Source organism: Actinoplanes sp. G11-F43, assembly GCF_050589265.1.
Taxonomy (GTDB): domain Bacteria; phylum Actinomycetota; class Actinomycetes; order Mycobacteriales; family Micromonosporaceae; genus Actinoplanes.
On the sequence record NZ_JBNZCE010000013.1, the window covers coordinates 1 to 24956 of the forward strand.

Genomic DNA, 24956 nt, shown 5'->3' on the forward strand with positions numbered 1-24956 from the left:
CTTCACCCGCTTCTACCACCTCCACAAAGGCCGGTCATCTCACGAAATCCCTGTTCAGCGGATCACAGACCGAGAACGCAACATCCCTGGGGCCCAACGGCGAAGGTGATGTCTTCGCGGCGGTCGATGACTTTTCCGCCTCGGAGGCACACAACACCGTACTGCTGGACAACGTCGAGGAAGTGCTCCTGGGACGGCGTACCTATGAGATCTTCGTGGCGTTCTGGCCTTCTGCTCGTGACCAGCCCATGGCGCGGCAGGTCAACATCCTGGCGAAGACTGTCTGTTCCACGACGCTGGATCAAGCGCCGTGGGGCGAACACGCTCCCGCTCGCGTCGTCCCCGATGCCGTCGCGCATGTGCGGCAACACCGCGCGGCCCAGGCCGGCGACATCATCGTCTGGGGCAGCGTCACGGTTGCGCGGTCATTATTCGCCGCCGACGAGGTGGACGAGTTGGAACTGTTCGTGGCTCCTGTCCTTCTGGGGAAAGGAACGCCTCTACTCGCACCTGATGACCGCCCCGTGTCTCTGCGACTGCGAGAGGACGAGAGATGGCCGGCCGATGTGATTCGCACCCGCTACGCGGTGAACCGTCAAGGTGGACAAGCTGGTTAGCAGACACAGAAGGCCTCTCGCCAGGGCGCAGTCACTCGAAAGCGTGCCGGGTCACGGCGGACGCGCCGACGATGGCGTCGCCCACGGCGACCTGGAGGCGATCGGGCGCCGGGCCGCGTGCGCGCTCCTGCCGCGTTGTGGATCGATGCGCGGGCCGGTGGCCCAGGGCCGGGCGTTAACGTTCTCGTGTGGTGATCGAGCTGGTGCCACGGTTTCCGGTCGACGACCGGCAGGTCAGCATGCTGCATGCCCGGGCGTTCGGCGGAGACCCGGGCGAGGTGCGACCGTGGGCCCGGCGCCTGGAGAACCCGCCTCGTCAAGGCTGCCGCTGATGCCGCCCGTGCAGCCGGATGCGCATGGCTGCATGTCGACTTCGAGCCACATCTGCAGGATTTCTACCTGGGCACGTGCGGCTTTCGGGCTACCGATGCGGGCTTGATCCGGCTCCAGTAGGTCAGGGTCAGGACGGGACCGCGGTGGGGAGGGGCTCGGTGGGCTCTTCGGAGCGGTGGGCACCGGGCGGGCCGGCGGTTCGGGAGGTCAGCAGGCCTGCCGCTGTCAACGCCAGGCCCAGGATGGCCAGGCCCAGCGGCACCCACAGGCCGAGCATGGTGAGCAGGGACAGGCCGTTCTCGGCCTCCTTGCGGACGGCGTCCAGGGTGGCCTGGTCGTACTGCAGGTCGGCGTCGAAGATGACCACCGGGGTGCCGACGTCGGGGACCAGTTCGCGGTGCTGCTGTTCGCGGTAGCCGACGATGGCCCCGGTCCGCGGCTCGACCCACAGGGTTCGGGTGGCCCGGTACGAGATGGTGCCGGTGGTGGCTCCGGGGGCCAGGAAGCCGAGCAGGCCGGACAGGGTTTCCGGGTTCATCTCGGCGGGCTGTTCGGGGATCTGCTGCTGGAAACGGTAGGCCGGGAGCCCGTTGTAGCGTTCCGACGCCTGGTATTCGATGGGCAGCGCCTTGTGCAGCGTGGAGTCCCAGTACTGGTAGGTGCGCCGCTCGGTGCCGAACGGGAACAGGTAGAGCTGGCCGGCGAACGCCACATCGCCGGGCGTGCACGGGACCTGGGTCTCACTGTGGCACTGGCCGGCCCACGGGACCGCCTCGCCGGACACCCGGTCGAGGGCGACCCGGCTCTCCGCGCTGTTGATCATCTCGCCGGTGTCGATCCGGTTGGTGGAGTGGTACACGTTCCAGATGAGGGTGTCGCCGTCGAGGTCGGCGGCGGCCTTGAAATCGGGTTTGATGCCGGTGGTGGAGCGCAGTCCGGCGTTCTCCACGACCACCTGGGGCGTCCCGTCGGGCAGCATCTTCGCCTGTACGAAGGACGCGTTCGCAGTCTCCACCACTACGTCCGGGGGCGCCAGGTCGAGGGGCACCTTCCGCTGGGACGGCACGATGATCCAGGCGAGGGCCATCGCGAAGAGCAGGGAGAGTATGCCGAGTCCGAAGAGTGCCGCGCCGACGATCCGCCTCATCACGCCCTCCCAAAAGTAGAACGCGTTACAATCTACTGCTCCCTAACATCGATGGAAACCCCTACGGATGCCGGCTGCTGACCGCTATCACCTCACCGGTCAGATAGGACGCGTAGTCGCTGGCCAGGAAGGCGACCACGGTCGCCACCTCCCACGGTTCGGCGGCCCGGCCGAAGGCCTCCCGGGTGGCCAGCAGATCCAGGTCCGACTGGCTCATCACCTTGCTGAGGAACGGGTGCGCGGCGAGGCTGGGCGCCACCGCGTTGACCCGGATGCCGTGCGCGGCCACGTCCATGGCGGTGCATCTGGTGAACGCCATCACCCCGGCCTTGGCCGCCGCGTAGTGGGCCTGCCCGGCCTGGGCGCGCCAGCCGAGCACCGACGCGTTGTTCACGATCGCGCCGCCGCCGCCCTGGGCGATCATCTGCCGCAGGGCCGCCCGGGTGCACCGGAACGTGCCGGTCAGGGTGACGTCCAGGACCAGGTCCCACTCCTCGTCGCTCATCTCGGTGACCGGCCGGTCGCCACCCAGCCCGGCGTTGTTGACCAGCACGTCGAGCCGGCCGTAGCGGGACACCGCCCCGCCGATCAGACGGCGTACGGCGGCCTCGTCGGTGACGTCGGACGGGATCGCCCAGACCTTGCCCGGGTACGCCCCGGACAGCTCGTCGCGGATCTCGCCGAGCCGGCGTTCGTGCCGGTCGCCGAGCACCACCCGGGCGCCCTCGTCGAGGCAGCGTCGGGCCACCGCCGAGCCGATGCCGGCCCCGGCGGCGGCGGTCACCACGACGATCTTGCCGATGAGAAGGCCGCGGCCGGGCGGCCCGCTCCCAGGGGAAAGGGCGCCGGTCATCGGCGCGGCAGCCCGAGCACCCGGTCGGCGATGATCCCGCGCTGGATCTCGTTGGACCCGCCGTAGATGGTGTCGGCCCGGCTGAACAGGAAGTACCGCTGCCAGCGCTCGACGTCGGCCGGGTCGGCGGGCCCGGCCGCGAGGACGTCCATGGCCAGTTCGCCGAGGCCCTGCCGCCACCGGGTCCAGAGCAGTTTGATCACCGACGGGCTGGCCGGCAGCTCCTCGGTCAGGGCGCGCAGGGTGTGTGCCCGCAGCACGGTCAGGTCGATCGACGCCCGGGTGAGCCGGTCGCGCAGTGCGGGATCGTCCACCGCTCCGGTGCGGCGGGCGACCACGACCAGATCGGCCAGGTCGCGCTGGAAGCCGACCTGCTGCCCGACGGTGGCCGCGCCCCGCTCGTACGCCAGGGTCGCCATCGCCACCGCCCAGCCCTGACCGGGCTCGCCGACGACCAGCCCGGCCTCGGTCTCCGCGTCGTCGAAGAACACCTCGTTGAACTCGCTGTCCCCGGTGAGCTGCCGGATCGGCCGGACCGTGACGCCGGGCTGGCGCATCGGCACGAGCAGGTAGGACAGTCCGGCCGAGCGGTGGCCGCCGGGTGGCGGGGGCGCGGTGCGGGCCAGCACGAAACACCAGTCGGCGTGGTGCGCGAGGGAGGTCCACACCTTCTGCCCGGTGATGATCCAGCGGTCGCCGTCGAGCCGGGCCCGGGTGGTGAGCCCGGCCAGGTCGGAGCCAGCGCCGGGTTCGGAGTAGCCCTGGCACCACAACTCGCCGACGGCGGCGAGCGCGGGCAGGAACCGGCGCTGCTGTTCGGGGGTGCCGTGGTCGATCAGGGTGGGCCCGACCATGGTGGTGCCGATGTGGTCGACCCGGCCGGGGGCGCCGGAGCGGGCGTACTCCTCGTGGAAGACGACCTGCCGGGACAGTGGCGCGCCCCGGCCGCCGTGGGTGACCGGCCAGGCGAGCGTGGTCCAGCCGGCCGCGGCCAGTTTCCGGGCGAAGGCGAGCCGTTGCCCGAACGCCTCGTTCTCCCGGCCGATGCCGCCGGTGCCGCGCGGTTCGTCGGTGAGATTCGCCGCCAGCCATTCGCGAACCTCGATGCGGAATGCCTCGTCGGACACTGGCTCCCCTTCCGGTTCGCGCGTAGGCTCACCCTACCTACCAAGCACTTGCTTGGTAAGAGGGGAGGCCCCGTATGGAGACCATCCCGGCGGCGGTGGCGCACGCGGCGCGCGAGTTCGGCCACGAGCCCGCGCTCGTCGATCCGGGAGTGCGCCGGTTCGATTTCGCCGACCTGCACGACGAGGTCCAGCGGGTGGCCCGCGCCCTGGTCACCGCCGGGATCGAGCCCGGCGACCGGGTGGCGCTGTGGGCGCCGAACAGCGCGAAGTGGGTCCTGGCGGCTCTCGGCGTGTGGACCGCGGGGGCCGTGCTGGTGCCGGTCAACATGCGGTTCACCGGCCCGGAGGCGGACGAGATCCTGCACCGCAGCGGCGCCCGGGGCCTGATCGTGACCGGCCCGTTCCTGGGCACCGACCGGCTGGCGTCGCTGACCGTGACACCCCCGCTGGTGGTGCCGCTGCCGCAGTGGGAGACGTTCCTGGAGGCGGAGACCGAACCCCGATTGCCGTCGGTACGCCCGGACGACCTCGCCGACATCCTCTACACCTCCGGCACCACCGGCCGCAGCAAGGGCGCGATGAGCGCACACCGGCAGTCCCTGGGGGTGGCCCGCGCCTGGGCCGGGATCGGTGGCCTGAGCACCCGGGACCGCTACCTGGTGGTGAACCCGTTCTTCCACAGTTTCGGGCTCAAGGCCGGGCTGCTGGCCTGTCTGGTCAGCGGGGCGACGATCGTGCCGCAGGCGGTGTTCGACGTGCCGCGCACCCTCGACCTGATCGAGCACGAGCGGATCTCGGTGCTGCCCGGCCCGCCCACCCTCTACATCGGCTTGCTGGACCATCCGGCCCGGGTGACCCGACGGCTCGGCTCGCTGCGGCTGGCGGTCACCGGCGCGGCCACCGTGCCGCCGGTGCTGATCGACCGGATCCGGGACGAGCTGGGGTTCGCGACGGTGCTCACCGCGTACGGGCTGACCGAGGCGGTGGTCGCCACCATGTGCCGGCCCGGTGATCCGACCCGGACCGTGGCCCACACCAGTGGGCGGGCCGCGGCCGGGTTCGAGGTGCGGATCGGTGACAAGGACGGTGAGGTGCTGCTGCGCGGGCCCAACGTGATGCTGGGGTATCTGGACGATCCGGCGGCCACCGCCGAGGCGGTCGACGCGGACGGCTGGCTGCACACCGGCGACGTGGGCGAGCTCGACGAGGACGGCAACCTGCGGATCACCGACCGGCTGAGGGACATGTACATCTGCGGCGGCTTCAACGTCTACCCGGCCGAGGTGGAACGGGCCCTGGCCGCTCTGCCCGGGGTGGCCGAGGTGGCCGTGGTCGGGGTGCCGGACGAGCGGCTCGGCGAGGTCGGGCGGGCGTTCGTGGTGCCCCGGCCGGGCATGACCGTGGACGAGGCGGCGGTGCTCGGGTTCTGCCGGGAACGGCTGGCCGGCTACAAGGTGCCGCGCTCGGTGGTGCTCCGGGCCGAGCTGCCGCACAACGCCGGCGGGAAGGTCCTCAAATACCTGCTGCGGGAGGAGAGCCGGTGAGCGATGTGGTGCTCTACCAGCGGCACGGGCCGGTCGCGCTGGTCACCATGAACCGTCCGCGGTACCGCAACGCGCAGAACTCGGCGATGACCTACGCGCTGGACGACGCCCTCACCCGGGCCGTCGACGACGACGAGGTGCGGGTGATCGTGCTGGCCGGCGCTGGCGACCACTTCTCCGCCGGGCACGACATCGGCACCCCGGAACGCGACGCCGGCACGTCCTTCCCCCGCCGCGCGGTGACCTGGTGGGACCACACGACCAAGGACGGAGCCGATCGCCGGTACGCCCGGGAGATCGAGGTCTACCTGGGCATGTGCCGGCGGTGGCGGGAGATCCCGAAACCGTCGATCGCCATGGTCCAGGGCGCGTGTGTGGCCGGTGGGCTGATGCTGGCCTGGGTGTGCGATCTGATCGTCGCCGCCGAGGACGCGTTCTTCGCCGATCCGGTGCTGCGGATGGGGATTCCCGGTGTCGAATACTTCGCCCACCCCTGGATGCTGGGCCCGAGGTTCGCGCGGGAGGTGCTGTTCACCGGTGACCGGTTCACCGCGATCCGGGCGTACCAGATCGGGATGGTCAACCGGGTCGTGCCGCGGGCCGCGCTGACCACCGAGACCCTCGCCCTGGCCGCGCGGATCGCCGAGATGCCGCCGTTCGGGCTGGCGCTGGCGAAACGGGCGGTCAACCAGTGCGAGGACCAGATGGGCATGCGGGCCGGCATGGACGCGGTGTTCGGCCTGCACCACGTCGCGCACGCGCACAACGCCGAGGTCGGCGCCGATCCGCTGGCCGGGATGGATCCGGCGGCGATGAAACGGGCGGCCCGGTGAATCTCGATCTGGACGCCGCCGCGCTGGCCTTCCGGGACGAGACGCGCCAGTGGCTGGCGGCGAACGTGCCGTCCACGCCGCTGCCGCCGGTGGACACCCCGGCCGGCGACGCGGCACACCGGGACTGGGAGCGACGGCTCGCGGACGCCGGGCTGGCCGCCGTCGGATGGCCTGCCGAGTACGGCGGGCGGGACGCGCCGGTGCTGCACACACTGCTGTTCGACGAGGAGTACCACGCGGCCGGGGCGCCGGTCCGGATCGGCCAGAACGGGCTGTTCCTGCTCGCCCCGACCCTGCTCACGCACGGGACCGCGGCTCAGTGCGCGCGGATCCTGCCGCCGATGGCCCGCGGTGACGAGGTGTGGGCGCAAGCCTGGTCCGAGCCGTCGGCCGGCAGTGATCTGGCCGCCGTGCGGTCCCGGGCCCGGCCGGTCGACGGCGGCTGGCTGCTGTCCGGGCAGAAGACGTGGAGCTCCCGGGCGGTGGTCGCGGACCGGGCCTTCGGGCTGTTCCGGTCGTCGGCCACCGAACGCCGTCACGGCCTCACCTACCTGATGTTCCCACTGCGTGAGCCCGGTGTGACGGTCCGCCCGATCCGGCAGCTGGACGGCCGGGCCGGGTTCGCCGAGATCTTCCTCGACGACGTGTTCGTGCCGGACGCCGCCGTGATCGGCGCGCCCGGCGACGGCTGGCGGATCGCGATGAGCACCGCCGGGCACGAGCGCGGGCTGTCGCTGCGCGGCCCCGGCCGGTTCACCGCCGCCGCGGACCGGCTGGTCAGCGCGTGGCTGGACTCCGGCGGGGAGTTCCGGGACCGGGTCGCCGACGCGTGGATCGGGGCACGGGCCTACCAGCTCCAGGCATACGCGTCACTCGACCGCCCGGTGCCGCCGAGTGCCACCAAACTGTTCTGGTCCGCCCTGGACGTGGCACTGCACGAGACCGCCCTGGACGTGCTCGGCCCGCTCGCCGAGATCGACGAGCGGTGGACCGCCGGCTACCTGTTCGCGCTGGCCGGGCCGATCTACGCGGGCACCGACCAGATCCAGCGGGACATCCTGGCCCGGCGTGAGCTGGGACTGCCCCGATGAGACTGGTGCCGTCGGACGAACAGCGCGGGTTCGCGGCCGTTCTGCACGACCTGCTCAGCGAAGGCCCACCGACCTGGGAGAAGCTCGGGGAGGTGGGCGTGACCGGTCTCGTCCCGGACGCCACCGCCGCCGATCTGGTCGTCGCCTGCGAGGAGTTCGGGCACCACGCCGTCGAAGGGCCGGTCGCCGAATCGATCGCGGCGGTGCCCGCCCTGCTCGCCGGGCTGGACAACCCCTGGTCCGCCGAGCTGGCCGCCGGACGGCTGGTGGCCACCCTGGCCGCGCCACCCCGGCAGCCGCTGGCCGCCGACACCGACCGGGCCGGGCTGATCCTGCTGGCCGACGGCGACCGGCTCCGGCACGGCGTGGTGGAGACGGTGCACGACTCGATGCATCCGGGCCGCACGGTGGCGTCGCTGCGGGGCGGGGAGCTGATCGGCGTACGGCAATCGGGTCCGGCTCTTGATCTGGGTTGTCTGGCGTGCTCGGCGCAGTTGCTCGGGGCCGGGCGGGCGCTGCTGGAACGCTCGGTGAAGTACGCGACCGTGCGCACCCAGTTCGGCCGGCCGATCGGCTCGTTCCAGGCGGTCCGGCACGGGCTCGCCGACGTGGCGGTGGCCCTGGAGTTCGCCCGCCCGCTGCTGCACGCCGCCGCGGTCACCCTGGACCCGCGCGACGTGTCGGCGGCGAAGGTGGCCTGCGGGGACGCCGCACTGCTGGCCGCCCGGCAGGCGCTGCAGGTGCACGGGGCCCTCGGATACACCCGCGAGTACGGCCTGGGCCGCTGGCTGACCCTGGTGCGGGTGCTGCACGCCTCGTGGGGGACCGCGGCCTGGCACCGCGACCGGATCCTGACCTCGCTGGGAGGACGACCATGATCGAGGAGCACGCGGCGCTGCGGGACGCGGTCCGGGGCCTGGTCGCCGGGCACACCGGCGACGATCTGTGGGCCCGGTTGTGCGGACAGATCGGCGTCGCGGGGCTGACCGTTCCGGAGGAGTACGGCGGATCCGGCGCCACCGTGGCCGAGGCCGCGATCGTGCTGGCCGAACTGGGCCGGGTGCTCAGCCCGGTGCCGATGCTCGGCTCCCTGCTGGCCACGCACGCCCTGCTCGGCGCCGGCCCGGACACCCGGTCCCGGCTGCTGCCGCCGGTCTGCGCCGGGGACCGGGTCGTCGCGCTGGCCTGGAACGGCGCCGCGACGATCGACGGCGACCGGATCACCGGGACGTTCCGCGACGTCCTGGACACCGCGGTCGCGGACACCCTCCTCGTCGCCACCGGGGATCACCTGGTCCGGGTCGAGGGCGCGGCCCTCGAACCGCAGCCCACCCTCGATCTGAGCCGGCCGCTCACGATCGTGCGACTCGACCGGGCCCTGATCACCTGGAGAGACACATCTCACACGGTCGCCGGACTGGGTGATGTGGCGTGCGCCGCGCTGGCCGCCGAGCAGGTCGGCACGGCCGAGCAGGCGTTCGCGTCGACCCTCGAATACGTGCGGCTCAGACACCAGTTCGGGCGGCCGATCGGCTCCTTCCAGGTGCTCCAGCACCGGCTCGCCGACCTGTACGTACGCCTGCAGGCGGCCCGATCCGCCGCCGCCACCGAGCCCGCGGTGGCCCGGGTCTGGTGCTCGGAGACCCTGAAGGCGGTGGCCGCCGAGATGGTCCAGATGCACGGCGGAATTGCGATCACCTGGGAACACGACGCCCACCGCTACCTGCGCCGGGCCTGGGCGTCGGCCGAGCTGTTCGGCTCACCGGCCGAACACGTCGCCCGATTGGCCCCGGAATTTCTGGACACCTGACCGGCGGCGTCCAGGCACCCGCCCACTAGCATGATCCGGTGCTTTCACCGGGAGTCGTGCTCAATGGCCGCTATCAGCTGACGCAGCGCATCGCGGCGGGCGGCATGGGCGAGGTGTGGCGTGGCAACGACGTGATGTTGAAGCGGGACATCGGCGTCAAGGTCATCCTGCCGGCCCTGATGTCGGACCGGGACTTCATCACCCGGTTCCGTTCCGAGGCGCGGATGATGGCGGCGCTGCGCCACCCGGGCATCGTGCAGGTCTACGACTACGGCGAGAACGCCGAGGTCGACGGCCGCAACCTGGACTTCATGGTGATGGAGTTCATCGAGGGCACCCCGCTGGCCAAACGCATCCAGCAGGCCGGCCGGCTCAGCCCCGCCGACACCATGAAGATCGTCGACCAGGTCGGCGACGCGCTGCACACCGCCCACCAGGCCGGCATCGTGCACCGCGACGTGAAACCGAGCAACCTGCTGGTCCGGCCGAACGGCTCCCTCGTCCTGGTCGACTTCGGCGTCGCCCGGGAGACCGCCGTCGAGGGCATCACCGGCACCAACGTGGTCCTCGGCAGCGCGCATTACATGGCCCCCGAGCAGGCCGAGGGCCACAAGGTCACCCCGCTCACCGACGTGTACGCGCTGGGCGCGGTCGCCTACGCCTGCCTCACCGGCCGGCCGCCCTACGTCGGCGACAACCCCCTCGCGGTGCTCGCCCAACTGGTCCACGGCAAGCCGCCGGTGCTGCCGCCGGACGTGCCCGCCGGGGTGGCCGCCGTGGTCATGCGGGCCCTGGACCGCGAGCCGGCCCGCCGGTTCCCGAACGCCGCCGCCCTGGCCGCGGCCGCCCGGTCGGCCGGCGAACAACCCCACGCCAACCCCACCGGTGGGTACGGGGCACCGACGCGCCCGATGCAGTCCGGTGGATTCCCGCCCCACGGGCCCGGCGGCGGCACCGGCACCTACCGCAACCCGTCCGGCGGCTTCCCCGGCGGCCCCGGCCCCGGTACCGGGGCTCACCCCGGCCAGCAGGGGCCCGGCACCGGGTCGTACCCCGGTCGTCCCGCGCCGTCCGGCTCGTTCCCCTCCCAGGGTGGGCCGTCCGGCCGGTTCCCCTCGCAGCATCCCGGTGGCCCGGGGCCGCAGAACCGGCCCGGTGGGTTCGCGGCCGGCGCGGCCTCGGTCGGTGGGCCGGCGACCGGCTCGTACGGCAGCGGCTCGTACGGCAGCGGCTCGTACGGCGGCGGGGGCGGCGGCTTCCAGGATCCGCCGTCCGGCAGCTACTCCTCCGGCGGGTACTCCTCGGGCTCCCACTCCTCCGGCGGGACCGGCGCGGAGCCGCCGCGGCGGAACAAGGGCATGATCGCGCTGGTCGCCGTCGCGGTGGCCGCGGTGGCCGTCGGCATCGGGGTGATGGTCAACAGCTTCGGCGACGATCCGGGCGACGCGACCAACGCGAGTGACAGCGGGGCCGAGGTGACCGGTGGGGAGAGCAGGAAGCCCAGCCCCTCGCCGACGAAGAGCCCCAAGCCGAAGAAGACCACCAAGGCTCCGGAGGAGGAAGAGCCGGAGGAAGAGGAGACCAGCGAGGCTCCGCAGACCAACGACTACGACCCGGTCGAACTCTGCGGGGGCGGCTACCGGATCGTGGAGACCAAGGACCTCGCCGGGGCGGCCGGCGTGGTGCGCGGCAAGGTCTACCTGCTTCGGAACGACGCCAGTGTGAGCTGTGTGGTCACCATGAAGGAGGACAACCTGGACGCGCGGACCAACGCGAGCGCCACCCTCGAGGTCCAGGGGCAGGCTCCACAGACCGATTCCGGCGCGGCCCAGTTCTACATCGGGCCGGTCAGCGCGGAGTCCGCCGGGTCGTGTGTGCGCTGGGGCGGTTCGATCGGCAACCAGAAGTTCCTCAGCGAATTCGGCAACTGCGCCTGAGTGCTGCTTGCATTCGTGTGCCGATCCGCGGCTCGAATCGAGCCGCGGATCGGCACACGAACCGGCCGCGACCGCTTCGCCCGGCGGTCGCGCTACGGCCCGGTGCCGTCGCCGCCTCGCGGGGTGGAAGCGGGACGGGCGGCTGCGGTTGTCGCGCCCGGTGTCTCGTACAAAATCATCTTTGTCCGTAGAAATCGGGTGGAATCAGCGGGTCGTTGTCGGCGGTGTTCTGCGCGATCTCCGTCGCACTCGGGTTGAGCGCGGCCATCACCGTGGTGACGCCGATCGCGGCCAGCACGGCGGCGATCACCGCGCTCAGCAGCAGGAACCTGAACGGAACCATCGGATGCTCCTCTACAGCCGTTCGATGATCGTCGCGGTCGACATCGCCCCGCCGGCACACATGGTGACCAGCGCCGTCGTCGAGTCGGACCGTTCCAGCTCGTGCAGGGCGGTGGTCAGCAGCCGGGCGCCGGTGCTGCCGACCGGGTGACCGAGAGCGATCGCCCCGCCGTTGACGTTGACCCGGTCCGGGTCGGCGCGGTGCACCGCCATCCAGGACAGCACCACGCTGGCGAACGCCTCGTTGACCTCACACCGGTCCAGGTCGTCGATCTTCATGCCGGCGCGGGTCAGCACCCGGTCGGTGGCCGCAATCGGCCCGTCCAGGTGGTAGTAGGGCTCGGCCCCGACCAGGCACTGCGCCACGATCCGGGCGCGCGGCCGCAACCCCAGCCCCCGGGCCCGTTCGGCGTCCATCAGCAGCAGGGCCGCCGCCCCGTCGGAGATCTGCGACGAGGTGCCGGCGGTGTGCCGCCCGTCCGGAAGAACCGGTTTCAGTCCGGACAGCCCTTCGAACGTGGTCTCCCGCAGCCCCTGGTCCCGGGTGGCGCCGAGAACCGGTACCACCTCACGGTCGAACCGCCCCTGCGCCCAGGCCCGTTTCGCGCACGCCTGCGAGCGCACCCCGAACGAATCCAGATCCGGCCGGGTCAGGCCGCGCCGGTCGGCGATCCGCTCGGCCGCCACATACTGGTTCGGCAGGTCGATGTCCCAGGAGTCCGGGCGGGGCCGGCCGGCGTCGCCCAGGTTCGCCCGCAGCGGCACCCGGCTCATCGCCTCCACCCCGCACGCCACCCCGGCCGTGATGGTGTCGGTGGCGATCAGGCCCGCCACCAGGTGTGCGGCCTGCTGGGCGGAGCCGCACTGGGCGTCCACGGTGGCGCATCCGGTGGTGTGGGGCAGTCCGGTGTGCAGCCACGCCGTCCGGGTCACGTTGTTCGACTGCTCGCCACCCTGCGTCACGCAGCCGCCGATCGCCTGCTCGGCCAGTTCCACCGGATCGCCCAGCCCGCGCAGTGCCGCACCGAGCAGCTCAGCCGGATGCACCCCGGCGAGCCACCCGCCCCGCCTGCCGATCGGAGTGCGCACCGCATCGACGATCACCGGTGTACCCACCAGGACCTCCTGCTAGAACGTGTTCTCGATTGACGCTACCAAATGTCTCCACGCTCATGCTTGAATCGGTAGAACTTGTTGCTGTAGGAGGAGCTGTGGCCGAGCCGCGCACCCGCATCGACCCCACCGATCCGGACATCTACCTGCACGGCATCCCGCACGCCGAATTCGCCGAGATGCGCGCCGACGACCCGGTTCGCTGGATCCCGCAGGCCCGCGGCAGCGCCGGCTTCGACGACGACGGCTATTGGGCGGTCACCCGGCACGCCGACGTGATGGCGGTCTCCCGCAACAGCGAGATCTACTCCAGCCGGGAGAACACCGCGATCGCCCGATTCCAGCCCGACATGACCCGCGAGGGCATCGAGATGCAGCAGGCGATCCTGCTCAACATGGACCCGCCACAACACACCGCACAGCGTGCCATCGTCTCCCGCGGATTCACCCCGCGCGCCATCAACAGCCTGCGAACCGCGTTGTCCGACCGCGCCGAACGAATCGTCTCCTCGGTCACCGCCGCCGAAGGCGACTTCGTCACCGACATCGCCTGCGAACTACCGCTACAGGCCATCGCCGAACTGCTCGGCGTCCCCCAGGAAGACCGCGGAAACGTCTTCGAATGGTCCAACTCGATGATCGGATACGACGATCCCGAGTTCAACGGCGCCGACCCGATGGAATCCGCGATGGGCCTGCTCGGATACGCGATGCAGATGGCCGACGAACGGCAGACCTGCCCCCGCGACGACATCGTCACCACCCTGGTCAAAGCCGAGATCCAAGGCGAACACCTGTCCGTCGACGAATTCGGCTTCTTCGTCCTGATGCTCGCCGTAGCCGGCAACGAGACCACCCGCAACGCCATCTCCCACGGCATGCACGCGCTGCTCACGAACCCCGAACAATGGGAACTGTTCAAAGACGCCCGCCCGCGCACCGCCGTCGACGAATTCGTCCGCTGGGGCAGCCCGATCAACGTCTTCCAGCGCACCGCCACCCAGGACACCGTCCTGTCCGGCCAGCCGATCGGAAAAGGCCAGCGGGTGGCGATGTTCTACGGCTCCGCCAACTACGACGACATCGTCTTCACCGACCCGCACCGTTTCGACATCCTCCGCAGCCCCAACCCGCACCTCGGATTCGGCGGCAGCGGCGCCCATTTCTGCCTGGGCGCCAACCTGGCCCGCCTGGAAATAGACCTCATCTTCAACGCGATAGCCGACCACATGCCGTCCATCGCATTGGCCGGCGACGCTCAACGCCTCCGCTCCGGCTGGATCAACGGCATCAAACACCTGCCGGTCGAATACCGATGATCCGGTACGCCCCACGGGCCGGACAACCGCAGCGGCCGGCCCCGCCTCCACCACGCGAGGCCCCCGGCGTCCCCCGGACCGAAACGCGCCCGCCGGGCGGATGCGGTGGTCCCGCAACCCGGCCGTGCATCGGTTCGGTGCGGCGGGATCCCCACGCGGAACCCGGCTCGGCGCCCGTGAGCCCGCCGCCACGCTCAGGAGATCGGATGGCCGAACTCCGCGGACAGACCCGTCAGGCCGGGTTCGCCGTAGCGTTCCACCAGTTCCGCGAAGCGCTCGGCCTTGCCGTCGCCGAAGCGGGTGATCCGCTGGGCGAACGTGGCCGCGGTCAGGAAGCGGGGTGGGGTGCTCTTGCTGTGGAACTTGTCGGCATACATGACCAGTTCCTCCTCACCCGTCTCGGGCAGAAAGTCGCAGTCCGGCAGGGGTAGCCGCTGCTCCAGCACGTCATCGCGGGTGATGCCGACACCGGTGTGGTGGGAGCAGAAGCGGCGCAGGGGCTCCGGCAGGCCGGCCTCGGTCAGCAGTTCGTGCCCGAGCAGGCCGTGCCGCACGTAGTGTTCGGCCGGCTGCAGGCGGTAGACGCCGATGTCGTGCAGCAGGCAACCGGCCCGGACCAGGTCCATGTCCAGGTCGTCGCGGCGCAGACTCCCGGCGATCCGGGCCACGATCAGGCAGTGCGTCCACACCAGGTCGAACGCTTCCGGGGACGGGGCGTAGCGCTGGTGGAGCGCCCGGATCTCGGAGTCGGTGGGAATGCGCACCCGCCCGACTCTAGAGAGCCACGACGGCCGGCCCGCGATCGCCCACCCACGTGCCGCGTTCCGGCGCGGCCCACACCGAAACGCGCCACACGATCCGGCCGCCGCCGGTATGGCGTTTCCACCGCGACGTGCACCCCGCCCGACCCACACGCCTGCGGACCGCAAGCGGGGCGTTTGGCCGGCGCGCATGCTGGCGGTTTGTGGGCGGGGCGTTTGGCTGGCGCGCATGCTGGTGGTTTGTGGGCGGGGCGTTTGGTTGGCGCGCATGCTGGTGGTTTGTGGGCGGGGCGTTTGGTTGGCGCGCATGCTGGTGGTTTGTGGGCGGGGCGTTTGGTTGGCGCGCATGCTGGTGGTTTGTGGGCGGGGCGTATGGTCGGCGCGCGCTGGCGGATCGTGAGCGGTCGGCGGTGTCCTGGAGTCTTCGCCTTGGCCGCCGTCCCGCTCGCGGACAATTCCCCGCGCGAGTGGCCGTCTTTCCAGCACCACCCTGGCTGATCTTGGTGGATTTACCACCGTTTCGAGTCTTGTTCTCGGCTACCTGATCACTTGCGGTCAATCCCTCGTGAGGGCGGCCCGTCCAGCTGAGATCTTGGTGGATTTACCACCGTTTTCGGTGGTAAATCCGTCAAGATCAGCCAGGGTGGTGCTGGACAGGCGGACACTCGCGCGGGGAATTGACCGCGAGCGGGTCGGCAGCCCAGAGGAAGACTCTTCCGGTGGTAAACCCACCAAGATCTCGGCTGAGTGAGCCGCCCGCGTGAGGGATTGACCGCGAGTGATCAGGTGGCCGAGAAGAAGGTTGCCTGGGCCCGGTACGCGCTCACACACCGGTGCGTGTGCGACATCGGCGGGCCGGGGCGCCGGACGTCCGCACGGAGCGGGGTGGTGCACACGGAGCGGGGTTGTGGGTGTCTGATGGGCGGTGCGCCGGATTTCGTGCGGTTGCGCCGGATCCAGGCGGTTGCGCCGGGGCCGGGCGGTTGCGTTTGGAGCGGGGAATGCGGACGGGGCGCGAGGGTGCTCGTCGATCGCGATGGTCTCGCCCGGCTCGACCTCACGGGCCGGCGGCTGATGGTGTGGTCATCGGCTGGTGGCTGGTGGTGTGGTCATCGGTTGGTGGTGTGGTCATCGGCTGGTGGTGTGGTCATCGGCCGGTGATCAGCGTCGGGCCCGGGCGAACCTCAATCGGCGTCGATCGGTGCGTTTCGGTGTTGATCTTGCCGGAGGGGGGACCTGGGTTTCGTGGCGTTTCAAGCAGGCGGGCGGGCGGGGCCGACGGGCCGGTGGGTGAAGGTGGCGTGGAGGTCAGCGCCGGCGCAGCGCGGGGGTTAGGGCGGCTATCGCGGTCACCGCCAGGACGCACAGCAGGCCGCCGCTGACCAGGGCCAGTGATGCCGTGCTGCCGGCCGCCACCAGGCCGCCGCGCAGGTTGCCGACGTCGGGGCCGGCCTGGCCGGCGATCTGTTCGGCGGCGGCCGCCCGGCCCAGGTAGGCGTCGGGGGTGTGGGTCTGGATCACTGTGGAGCGGCCGATCACGGCCATCGTGTCGGCGGCGCCGGCCACCGCCAGCAGGGCCAGGCCGGTCCACGGGCCGGGGGCCAGGCCGAACAGGGCCAGGGACACGCCCCAGACCAGCGAGCCGGTGATCATGACCGGGCCGGGGGAGAGCCGGGTGAACGTGCCGGACAGCGCGGAGGCCAGCACCCCGCCGACGGCGATCGCGGAGAGGAACAGGCCCAGGGTTCGGGGGTCGTCGCCGAAACGTTCGGCGTTGATCATGGGGAACAGGCTGATCGGCATGGCCAGCACGGTGGCGGCCAGGTCGGTGAGGAGTGCCCCGCGTACCGGCGGACTGGTGGTGAGGAACCGCAACCCGGCGGCCACGCCGTGCAGGCCGGGCAGCCCGGACTCGGCGGGTGGCATCGGCGGCAGCCGGATCGCCGCCCACAGGGCCACCGTGAACGTGACCGTGTGGATCAGGAAGCTGGCGCCCACCCCGAATTCGGCGATGACCAGGCCGCCGAGGGCCGGGCCGAGCAGCATCGAGCCCTGGAACGAGATCCGGTTCAGGGCCAGTCCGGCCCCGAGCTGGTCGGGTGGCAGCAGCCGGGACAGGAAGGTTCGGGCCGCCGGGCCACCACCGGCCACAAAACAGGCCTGGACCGCGACCAGGGCCAGCACCAGCAGTGGTGGCCCGCCCGTGAACGCCTGCGCGGTCAGCAGCACCGCGCACACCGCCTGCCCGACCTTGGTGATCAGGTAGAACCGGCGCCGGTCCACCCGGTCGACGAGCGCTCCCGCGAACAGTCCGAAGACGATGATCGGCAGGGCCTGTGCCATGCCCGCCGCGCCGGTCCAGATGGGGCTGTGGGTCGCCTCCCACACCTGGTAGAGCACCGCGACGAGGGCCATCTGGCCGCCCAGCCCGGAGCACAGTTGCCCGATCCACAGCCGCCGGAAGTCCGCTGACGATCGCAGCGGGGTGACGTCGATCAGGGCCCGGCTCAATCCCACGCCGGGTCCTCGGCGAGCCGTTCGGTGATCCGGGTGTGCAGGCTCTTGCGGGCCAGGGCGGCTTCGATGTCGGTGACGACACGGCTCAGCGGGTACGGGATCTCCGCCTCGATCTCGGCGATCGCCCCTTCGGTGGCCCGCCATTCGGCGGCGAGCCGCCCGACGACGGCCCGTGCCTTGTCGGTGACTTCGACGCGTTTGCTGCGGGCGTCCGGCCCGGCGACGGTGCGGACCCATCCGGCGGCTTTGAGGGCGGCCACCTTCTGGCTCATCCCGGAGTGGGTGATCCGCACGGATTCGGCCAGCTCGGTGATGGTCATCGGCCCGTGCACGTGCAGCCGGATCAGTTCCATCACCCAGGTCGGTTTGAGCCCGTCGATCCGGGCGTCCGCGTAGACCCGGGCGATCTCCTCGTCCATGCTCGCCTGGAGCAGGCGCCAGGGCCGCCAGACGCTCTCCTCGGTCGGGTCGGCAAGCCAGTCGTCAGTCATGCGGCGAATCGTAACAGCACTTGTATAAGTACTGTCATGTTAGTCTGGTGTCATGACGTTCCAGCTGCACTACGTGGTCGCCGAGGCGGACGCCGGGCCCGGGTTGGCGGTGCCCGGCGACGGTGTCGTGACCGTCGGGCACGAGACGGAGTCCGGCCGGAGCATCGAGTTCTCGATCTTCGCCGAGGCGGGCGGGGTGCGGGTGGCCACCGACGTCGACGCGACGGCGGTGCTGCGCGGCGACCGGGCCGCAGCCGCGGAGGCCGACGCCTGGATCCTCGACCGGGCGGCGCGGGCCGTGCGGGTGCACGAGCTGGTCCACCACCGCTGGGCCGAGGTCAGCTCGGAGCGCCACCGGTCGGATGTCGAGGCGCTCACCAGATGGCTCACCCGCCTCGACCCGGCCGGCGACTACTGGGCGGACATGCGGTCGCCCGCCTGCCGAGGCGTGGCAGACGGGCGACCGTGGCCCCCCACAGGACCGTTCTAGAGGCTGACCGCCCGCCCGCCGAGGGTGACGGCGAGACGGCCGTCGGAGGCGAACGACCAGCCGAGCGCGCCGCTGAAGTTCGCGCAGCGGGAGCCGTTGGTGCCGGACCAGAACTGGTTGGTGGCATCCGAGTCGCCGATGATCCGGTCGTTGGTGCCACCGGTGAACCGGCAGGACGTGTTGTTCCGGAACACCGAGGTGCCGCCGTCGAAGTTGAAATTGCGTTCGACGTTGTCGATGCTCAGATTGTTCGACACCGCGAGGGAACCGGGATTGCTGTTGTACGTGAACCCGTGCTTACCGTTCTCGAACGCGATGGTCCGCCGCACGATGTGATTCACGGCGATGTCCTCACCACCGAGCTTGAACCCGTTGCGGTCACCGTTGCCGGCCTGCCCGCCGTTGCTGAGCGTGCCGTTGCCGTACGCGAGCGAGTCCTCGATGGTGACCACCCCGATCGCGCCGGTGTCGGATTTGGTGTAGAGGTCCCAGCCGTCGTCGATGTTGTTGTGCGCGACCGCGTACCGGAAGACGTTGCCGGATCCGACGGTCAGTTTGGCGGCGAATCCGTCGGCGTCCTCACCGTCGGAGTCGGCGTTGTCGTGCGATTCGGCGCTGAGGATCAGATTGTTGGCCGGCCACTGCGCTTTCGGGGTGGTGGACAGGATCCGGGACAGCTGCAGCCCGGTGTCCCGGTTGTAGCGGGTGATCGTCCGTTCCAGGATGTTGTTGCTGCCACCGACGAAGATGCCGTTGTCGCCGGCTCGTTCCACCGTGACACCGGAGATCCGCCAGTAGTCGCCGTTCACGGCCAGACCACGATTGGCCGGGTCCTCGGCCTGGGCGGCGAAGTTCAACACCGGTTTCTCGCCGTTGTACGCGGTGAGGTTCTTGAGCGCACCCGGAGAACCGTTGTTGCCGGCCGGAATGGTGACCGTCGACGCGTACGAATAGGTGCCACCGCGCAGGTGGATCGTCCCGCCCGCGGTGACCCGGGAGATCGCCGAGGTCAGCGTGGTCGGCGCGGTGATGGTGCCGGCCGCCGAGTCGGTGCCGCCGGGCGCCACGTAAAGGGCGTTCGAAGCGGGTGGCGGCGAGGACGGCGGCGCCGACGAGGGAGGTGCCGACGAGGGAGGTGCCGAGGACGGCGGCGTGGAGGACGGCGGCGTGGAGGAGGGCGGCGTGGAGGCCCCGTCATCGACCACGATGTCGTCGAATCGGCCGGCGGCGTGTTCGGTGAGCAACCCGATCCGGCCGGCCGTGACGGTGCTGTCGGTGGCCGATCCGACACTGGCGCCGTTGACCGAGCCACTGATCGTGGAACCGCTGAACGACAGGCGCAACGTGTAGAACGTACCGGTGGAGACGGTCTGGTTCAGGCTGCCCAGAACGGTCACCGCGCTGCCGTTCATGGTCTCCAGCTGGATCCGGTTCGCGCCGGTCAGCGACAGCCGGTACATCTTCGTGGAACCGGCGGCCCGGGCGGTCAGCGCGACCACCCCGGCGCTCGATCCGAACGCGGTGGCCTTCACCCGGGCCTGCACCGAGTAGTTCGCCCACGAGGTGTCGCCGGCGAACTGCCGGGCCCGTTCACTGCCGGTGTCGGACTGCTGGAGAACTCGCGATCCGTCACTCACCACCGACCAGGTGCCGCCCGATTTCGACCAGCCGGTGGTGCTGCCGGATTCGAAGTCGGCGCTGAACAGGGTGGCCGCCTCGGCGGTGCCGACGGAGACCAGCAGACCGGCGGCCACCAGGCCGGACAGGCCCGCGGCGCCGAGACTCCGGCGCAGGGGAATGGGGGACATCGGGGGGAACTCCTTGTCGCAAATGGATCCGCCGGACACGCCGCGAGAAAAGCACAATGCGGCGTTGGGGATGGTCCGGCGGACTGCCACGGAGGAACTTATTCCGAGTTGGAATCTGCCACCGGGCGGGATGGCGCGTCAACGGAATCCATTTGCAGTTTTGTTGCAGGAATACTCAGGCGAGGAACAGGTCCATCAGCCGTTCGGCGTTCGCGGTGATCGTCAGGGCCGGGTTGGCGAGGCAGGCGGAGCCGGGCAGGAGCGCGCCGTCCACGCAGTACAGATTCTGATATCCGGCGACTTTTCCGGCGAAGTCGGTGGCCTTGCCCATCACCAGGCCACCGAGCGGGTGGTAGGTGTTGCGCGAGCCGAGTCCCATCCCGGTGCCCCGGTCGTACGACGGCAGTCCGGTCAGCAGTGACCCCTTGGCGCCCTCGGTGGCCCACCACAGCCGGGTGGCCAGATCACGCCCGGCCTTGTCCGCGCTGGTGTCCATCTCCCGGTACGGCCAGTACACCTTGCCGGTGCCGGTCACCGGGTCGTAGCGGATCTCGCCCCGCTCCGGCGCCAGCGTGGTGATCAGGTGCGCGGTGCTGTTCGGCAGCCAGGACGGGATCGGCGCGGCCTCCCACGCCATCGCGGCCTTCGCGTACGGGTTGGAGTCGTCGTAGAACCGCGCGTTGCCCGGCCCGCCCTGCGCCGAGCCGACGGTCTTGCGCAGGTTGAGCCGGGCCACCAGGAAGTCGCCGTTGTTGCCCCAGCCCTTGCCGACCTCGGTGCCGGCCAGCCGGGGCAGCCGGCCCCTCGCCCGGGACGTGAGCAGCAGCGACGTGCTGCCGAGCGATCCAGCGGCCAGGAACACGTAGTCCGCCGACAGCACCTTGGTGGCCAGCACCCCGCCGCGTTCGTCGATCTGCCGGCACGCCACTTCGAGGATCGACGAACCGGACACCTCGCGCAGTTCGGTCACCTCGTGCAGCGGCAGCACCGTCACGTTCCCGGTGGCGGACGCCCATTTCAGGTAGTTGCGGTCGACGCTGTTCTTGGCGCCCGAGTTGCTGCCGAACGGGCCCTCGCCGATGGTGTGGCAGGCGGGCGCCCGGCCGGCCAGCTCGTCGCGGATGACGTTCCAGTCCACCCCGAAAGGCACCTGCGACGCCGTACGCCCGAACTCGCTGATGTAGGCCAGCCACGAGCGGGCCCCCACGTACGACGCATGGTTCTGAATGTCCGGAGGGATCGTGGTGGCGCCCAGATTCCGCCGGGCGCGCGGCCAGTAGGTGTTCTCGAACGCGGTGTACGACAGTTCGGCCGGGTAGACCGACTCCCAGTCGGCGCGGCGCGGCTGGGGCATGAACATGCCGATCACCAGTGACCCGCCGCCGACACCGGAACCGCACATCACCTGGATGCCGTCGCCGGCGTGCTTCTGGATCAGCCCGGCCCCGCGGGTGATCGTCCTGCTGACGTCCAGGCCGAGCGGCGGGTTGTCCCCGAACCACGCGCACCGCCAGTCCGGATCGCTGATCGTGCAGAAGGTGGTGCCGGAGCCGTCCACATCCCAGCGCCGGCCCCGTTCCAGCACGGTGACGGTCAAACCCGCCTTCGCCAGCCGGTACGCGGTGACCGCCCCGCCGAAGCCACTGCCGATCACCAGCGCGGTCCTCCCCTGCTTCGGAAGAGGAGAGGGCGCCGGGGCGACGGCCGCCGCCGCACCGGCCTGAAGCAGAGTCCGACGTCTCATGGCGTCCTCCCGACGACCCACATGGAGAAGAACTGGGAACCGCCGCCGTAGGCGTGACCGAGGGCCGTCGCGGCACCCGGCACCTGGTGCGCGCCGGCCCGGCCCATCACCTGCATCGCCGCCTCGGCGAACCGGAGCAGCCCGGACGCGCCGATCGGATTGGAGCAGAGCACCCCACCGGACGGGTTGACCGGCAGCGCCCCGCCGATCCGGGTCTCCCCGGCCTCGACCAGCTTCCAGCCCTGACCCGGCCCGGCGAAACCCACGTTCTCCAGCCACATCGGCTCGAACCAGGAGAACGGCACGTACAACTCGGCGACGTCGATCCCCTCGACCGGATCGGTGATCCCGGCGGCCGCCCACAACGCGGCGGCGGCGTCCGCGCCCGCCCGCGGATTCACGTGGTCCTTGCCGGAGAAGAACGTCGGCTCGGTACGCATCGCGGTGGCCCGGATCCACGCCACCTGACGCTGCGACGACTCGGCCGCCGTCTCGTCCCCGATCACCATCGCGCACGCGCCGTCCGAGGACGGGCAGGTCTCGTCGTACCGGATCGGATCCCACAGCATCGGCGACTGGCGCACCGACTCCACGGTGATGTCCGGCTGGCGCAGGTGGGCGTGCGGATTGAGCGCCCCGTTGCGCCGGTCCTTCACCGCCACCAGCGCGCCGATGTGCCCCGGAGCACCGGACCGGCGGATGTACGAGCGGATGTGCGGGGCGAAGTAGCCACCCGCGCCCGCGGTGATCGGCGCGGTGAACGGCGGCTGGATCGACAGCGCCCACATCGCGTTGGACTCGGACTGCTTCTCGAACGCCACCGCCAGCACCCGCCGGTGGATACCGGCCCGGATCAGGCTGGTCGCCACGATCGCGGTCGCCCCGCCCACCGAACCGGCGGTGTGCACCCGCAGCAGCGGTCTCCCGGCGGCGCCGAGCGCCGCGGCCAGGGTCAGCTCGGGCATCATCACGCCCTCGAACAGGTCCGGGGCCTTGCCCAGCACCACCGCGTCGATCTGGTCCCAGCCGGTGCCGGAATCGGTCAGCGCCCGGTCGATCGCCTCCCGGCAGAGCCCGGCCATCGACACGTCGGTGCGGCGGGTGCGGTGGTCGGTCTGCCCGGTGCCGAGCACTGCCGCGCGTCTCATGGTGTCGCTCCGGTCAGCGCACAGACCAGGTTCTGTTGCAGCAGGGGACCGCTGGTGGCGTGGGCCACCGCGGTGCCGGCCCGGCCGGACATGATCTCGCTCGCGGCGGCCCCGATCCGGGACAGGCCGCCGGAGAACATCGCGTTCTCGGTGTTCGGCAGGTAGCGGACGCCGTCCGGGAGCTTCAGCGCGCGCCGCAGCAGCAGCTCCTGGTGGGTGAACGGGGCGTGCAGGGCGGCCACCTCGACATCGGCCGGGACCCCGGCGTCACCAGCCGCCGCGGTCGCCGACGGGACCGCGGTCAGGTCGCGTTCGCCGAAACCCTGCGGGTCGATCCGGTGCGCGATCCCGGTGATCCACGCCGGGCGCGCGCGGCTGCGGGCGGCTCGATCCCTCACGGCCAGGACGACTGCCGAGGCGCCGTCCGCCACCGGCGCCATCGGGTGCGGGGCGACCTCGGCCACGTCCCGCTCGGTGAACAGGCCCGCCTCCAGGGCCAGCCGGGCCTGCAACCCGGCCAGGCCGATCGCGTCCGGCCAGAGCGGGGCCACCGTGTACGGGTCGGTCTGCAGCGCCAGGACCCGGTTCAGATCACCGGCGGTGCCCTTGCCGAACCCGTACACCAATGCGGTCCGCGCCTCGCCCGCCAGGATCTTGACCCAGGCCTCGTAGAGCGCCCACGCCGCGTCCATCTCCACATGCGACTCGCTGATCGGCGGAACCGCGCCGATCGCGTCGACCGCGCTGACGAACGAGAACGCCCGCCCGGCCAGATAGTCCGACGAACCCGAACACCAGAAGTCGATCTCCCGGCGGCCCAGCCCGGCACCGTCCAGGGCCTGCTCGAAGACCGGGACCAGGGCGGTCGTCGCCGACTGGGCGAAACCGATGACGGCTACCTCGTTCACAGGTGCTCCGCGTAGGACTCGAAGGGGGCGTCCGGCTCCCCGGACCGCTCGAAATGGCCGATGTTCTCCGGAGTCGTCGACCAGTCGGCGCGGTCCCGCCACACCGCCCGCACCCGCAGGCCCATCCGGACGTCCGCCGCCGGGACACCGAGGATCAGGTGCGGGATCGGGATGTCCGCGCCGTCCAGCAGGACCTGCGCCACCACGTACGGCGGGGTCAGGCGCTGGCCCGCGAACGGCACATCGACCACACAGAACGTGGTGACCGTGCCCCGGCCGGCGACCTCCACCACCTCACCCGGGGCCACCCCGTCGGCCGGGCAGACCCGCGGCGGCACATAGACCTTGCGGCAGGCCGGGCAGCGCTGGCCGATGATCCGGCCCTCGGCGAGCGCCCGCAGGTGACGGTCCTCCTCGGCCGAGGTGGTGTGCGTGTAGTGCAGCCGGATCGGCGTGGTCATGATCGTCACCGGATCTGCCACGAGGCCGGGCTCGGTGTCCGCCGCCGAGCCCGGTTCGAAACAGGCGATGTCGCGGATGTGACCGGACCGGGACGGGGCCCAGCGGACCCGTACCCGCAAACCGGTCTTGATCCTGTCGGGGTCCGCGACATCGACCGCGTGCAGCATCGGGGTGTCCGCGCCGTCCAGGCGGATCAGCGTCCAGGCGAACGGCCGGTCCAGCGGCTGGCCCTCCAGTGGCCGCGGATTCCAGGACCAGGTCACCACGAGGCCGGTGGGGGAGACCTCGACCAGCTCGGTGACCGGCTCGTGGGTGACCGGATCGAACTCCACCGGCGGCACGTGCACCCGGCCGTCCGACGTGCGCGCGCCGAACACCCGCCCGTCCCGCAGCCCCGCCATGAACCGGCCGAGCACCGGCCCGAGCGAGCGCGTGTAATCGAACGCGATGGTGAACGGCGCTGCCAGGGTATCCACGCCGATGAGTGAAACACGTTCCAACTTTGTGCGGCAAGAACGCGGCAGCAACGGCTTTTGCATCGATGGAACGAGTTATAGAGTC

Annotated in this window: 23 protein-coding genes; 10 read left to right on the forward strand and 13 right to left on the reverse strand. The window is 71.1% G+C overall.

The window, feature by feature from the left end:
- Nucleotides 1-617, forward strand: a 617-nt coding sequence (locus tag ACQ0O7_RS14320) for a dihydrofolate reductase family protein (protein WP_430782534.1), incomplete at its 5' end; no start/stop codon positions are given.
- A gap of 188 nt (nucleotides 618-805) precedes the next feature.
- Entirely contained in the window at nucleotides 806-949 is a 144-nt protein-coding gene (locus ACQ0O7_RS14325; RefSeq protein ID WP_430782535.1) for a hypothetical protein, read from the forward strand.
- Between the two features lie 128 nt (nucleotides 950-1077).
- On the opposite strand, the gene ACQ0O7_RS14330 is transcribed toward ACQ0O7_RS14325, so the two are convergent.
- The 3 genes from ACQ0O7_RS14330 to ACQ0O7_RS14340 form a co-directional block, all read right to left on the reverse strand.
- Entirely contained in the window at nucleotides 1078-2097 is a 1020-nt protein-coding gene (locus tag ACQ0O7_RS14330) for a DUF3068 domain-containing protein (protein WP_430782536.1), read from the reverse strand.
- Nucleotides 2098-2158: 61 nt separating this feature from the next.
- On the reverse strand, nucleotides 2159-2950 hold the full coding sequence (locus ACQ0O7_RS14335) for an SDR family oxidoreductase (RefSeq protein WP_430782537.1): 792 nt from the start codon (nucleotides 2948-2950) through the stop codon (nucleotides 2159-2161).
- Nucleotides 2947-4077: an acyl-CoA dehydrogenase family protein gene (locus ACQ0O7_RS14340; protein WP_430782538.1), complete on the reverse strand. Its 1131-nt coding sequence runs from the start codon at nucleotides 4075-4077 to the stop codon at nucleotides 2947-2949. The genes ACQ0O7_RS14335 and ACQ0O7_RS14340 overlap by 4 nt, the downstream gene beginning before the upstream one ends.
- A 74-nt stretch (nucleotides 4078-4151) precedes the next feature.
- Between ACQ0O7_RS14340 and ACQ0O7_RS14345 the strand changes: the two genes are divergently transcribed.
- From ACQ0O7_RS14345 to ACQ0O7_RS14370, 6 genes are read left to right on the forward strand one after another with little or no spacing between them, the layout of a single operon-like run.
- Nucleotides 4152-5621, forward strand: coding sequence for a FadD3 family acyl-CoA ligase (locus ACQ0O7_RS14345; protein ID WP_430782539.1), 1470 nt, complete (start codon nucleotides 4152-4154; stop codon nucleotides 5619-5621).
- Nucleotides 5618-6454 (forward strand): enoyl-CoA hydratase, encoded by an 837-nt coding sequence (locus tag ACQ0O7_RS14350; RefSeq protein ID WP_430782540.1) that lies wholly within the window; start codon nucleotides 5618-5620, stop codon nucleotides 6452-6454. Before ACQ0O7_RS14345 ends, ACQ0O7_RS14350 begins: the two co-directional genes overlap by 4 nt.
- Nucleotides 6451-7545 carry an acyl-CoA dehydrogenase family protein gene (locus ACQ0O7_RS14355; RefSeq protein WP_430782541.1) on the forward strand — a complete coding sequence of 365 codons (1095 nt, stop codon included), beginning with the start codon at nucleotides 6451-6453 and terminating at the stop codon, nucleotides 7543-7545. The genes ACQ0O7_RS14350 and ACQ0O7_RS14355 overlap by 4 nt, the downstream gene beginning before the upstream one ends.
- Nucleotides 7542-8423 carry an acyl-CoA dehydrogenase family protein gene (locus tag ACQ0O7_RS14360; RefSeq protein WP_430782542.1) on the forward strand — a complete coding sequence of 294 codons (882 nt, stop codon included), beginning with the start codon at nucleotides 7542-7544 and terminating at the stop codon, nucleotides 8421-8423. The genes ACQ0O7_RS14355 and ACQ0O7_RS14360 overlap by 4 nt, the downstream gene beginning before the upstream one ends.
- Nucleotides 8420-9355, forward strand: a complete 936-nt coding sequence (locus ACQ0O7_RS14365) for an acyl-CoA dehydrogenase family protein (protein ID WP_430782543.1) — start codon at nucleotides 8420-8422, stop codon at nucleotides 9353-9355. Before ACQ0O7_RS14360 ends, ACQ0O7_RS14365 begins: the two co-directional genes overlap by 4 nt.
- Before the next feature lie 38 nt (nucleotides 9356-9393).
- Entirely contained in the window at nucleotides 9394-11292 is a 1899-nt protein-coding gene (locus ACQ0O7_RS14370; RefSeq protein WP_430782544.1) for a serine/threonine-protein kinase, read from the forward strand.
- A gap of 175 nt (nucleotides 11293-11467) precedes the next feature.
- Here ACQ0O7_RS14370 and ACQ0O7_RS14375 read toward each other — a convergent pair whose 3' ends face one another.
- On the reverse strand, nucleotides 11468-11635 hold the full coding sequence (locus ACQ0O7_RS14375) for a hypothetical protein (protein WP_430782545.1): 168 nt from the start codon (nucleotides 11633-11635) through the stop codon (nucleotides 11468-11470).
- Between the two features lie 11 nt (nucleotides 11636-11646).
- Nucleotides 11647-12750 carry a steroid 3-ketoacyl-CoA thiolase gene (locus ACQ0O7_RS14380; RefSeq protein WP_430782546.1) on the reverse strand — a complete coding sequence of 368 codons (1104 nt, stop codon included), beginning with the start codon at nucleotides 12748-12750 and terminating at the stop codon, nucleotides 11647-11649.
- A gap of 95 nt (nucleotides 12751-12845) precedes the next feature.
- Between ACQ0O7_RS14380 and ACQ0O7_RS14385 the strand changes: the two genes are divergently transcribed.
- Entirely contained in the window at nucleotides 12846-14066 is a 1221-nt protein-coding gene (locus tag ACQ0O7_RS14385; RefSeq protein ID WP_430782547.1) for a cytochrome P450, read from the forward strand.
- 194 nt (nucleotides 14067-14260) lie between these two features.
- On the opposite strand, the gene ACQ0O7_RS14390 is transcribed toward ACQ0O7_RS14385, so the two are convergent.
- The 3 genes from ACQ0O7_RS14390 to ACQ0O7_RS14400 form a co-directional block, all read right to left on the reverse strand.
- The gene (locus ACQ0O7_RS14390) at nucleotides 14261-14830 is read right to left on the reverse strand and encodes an HDIG domain-containing metalloprotein (RefSeq protein WP_430782548.1); all 570 of its coding nucleotides are present in this window, start codon (nucleotides 14828-14830) and stop codon (nucleotides 14261-14263) included.
- Between the two features lie 1305 nt (nucleotides 14831-16135).
- A complete protein-coding gene (locus ACQ0O7_RS14395) occupies nucleotides 16136-17344 on the reverse strand; it encodes an MFS transporter (protein ID WP_430782549.1) in 1209 nt (402 codons plus the stop codon).
- Nucleotides 17335-17835, reverse strand: a complete 501-nt coding sequence (locus ACQ0O7_RS14400) for a MarR family winged helix-turn-helix transcriptional regulator (RefSeq protein ID WP_430782550.1) — start codon at nucleotides 17833-17835, stop codon at nucleotides 17335-17337. Before ACQ0O7_RS14400 ends, ACQ0O7_RS14395 begins: the two co-directional genes overlap by 10 nt.
- 52 nt (nucleotides 17836-17887) lie before the next feature.
- On the opposite strand from ACQ0O7_RS14400, the gene ACQ0O7_RS14405 reads away from it, so the two are divergent.
- On the forward strand, nucleotides 17888-18325 hold the full coding sequence (locus ACQ0O7_RS14405) for a hypothetical protein (protein ID WP_430782551.1): 438 nt from the start codon (nucleotides 17888-17890) through the stop codon (nucleotides 18323-18325).
- On the opposite strand, the gene ACQ0O7_RS14410 is transcribed toward ACQ0O7_RS14405, so the two are convergent.
- The 5 genes from ACQ0O7_RS14410 to ACQ0O7_RS14430 form a co-directional block, all read right to left on the reverse strand.
- On the reverse strand, nucleotides 18322-20133 hold the full coding sequence (locus ACQ0O7_RS14410) for a family 16 glycoside hydrolase (protein WP_430782552.1): 1812 nt from the start codon (nucleotides 20131-20133) through the stop codon (nucleotides 18322-18324). The two genes, ACQ0O7_RS14405 and ACQ0O7_RS14410, sit on opposite strands and share 4 nt — an antisense overlap.
- Before the next feature lie 175 nt (nucleotides 20134-20308).
- Complete coding sequence (locus tag ACQ0O7_RS14415) at nucleotides 20309-21877, reverse strand: GMC family oxidoreductase N-terminal domain-containing protein (protein ID WP_430782553.1); 1569 nt, start codon at nucleotides 21875-21877, stop codon at nucleotides 20309-20311.
- On the reverse strand, nucleotides 21874-23025 hold the full coding sequence (locus ACQ0O7_RS14420; RefSeq protein ID WP_430782554.1) for a thiolase domain-containing protein: 1152 nt from the start codon (nucleotides 23023-23025) through the stop codon (nucleotides 21874-21876). The genes ACQ0O7_RS14415 and ACQ0O7_RS14420 overlap by 4 nt, the downstream gene beginning before the upstream one ends.
- Complete coding sequence (locus ACQ0O7_RS14425) at nucleotides 23022-23933, reverse strand: lipid-transfer protein (protein ID WP_430782555.1); 912 nt, start codon at nucleotides 23931-23933, stop codon at nucleotides 23022-23024. The genes ACQ0O7_RS14420 and ACQ0O7_RS14425 overlap by 4 nt, the downstream gene beginning before the upstream one ends.
- On the reverse strand, nucleotides 23930-24934 hold the full coding sequence (locus ACQ0O7_RS14430; RefSeq protein WP_430782556.1) for a Zn-ribbon domain-containing OB-fold protein: 1005 nt from the start codon (nucleotides 24932-24934) through the stop codon (nucleotides 23930-23932). The genes ACQ0O7_RS14425 and ACQ0O7_RS14430 overlap by 4 nt, the downstream gene beginning before the upstream one ends.
- Between the last annotated feature and the right edge of the window lie 22 nt (nucleotides 24935-24956).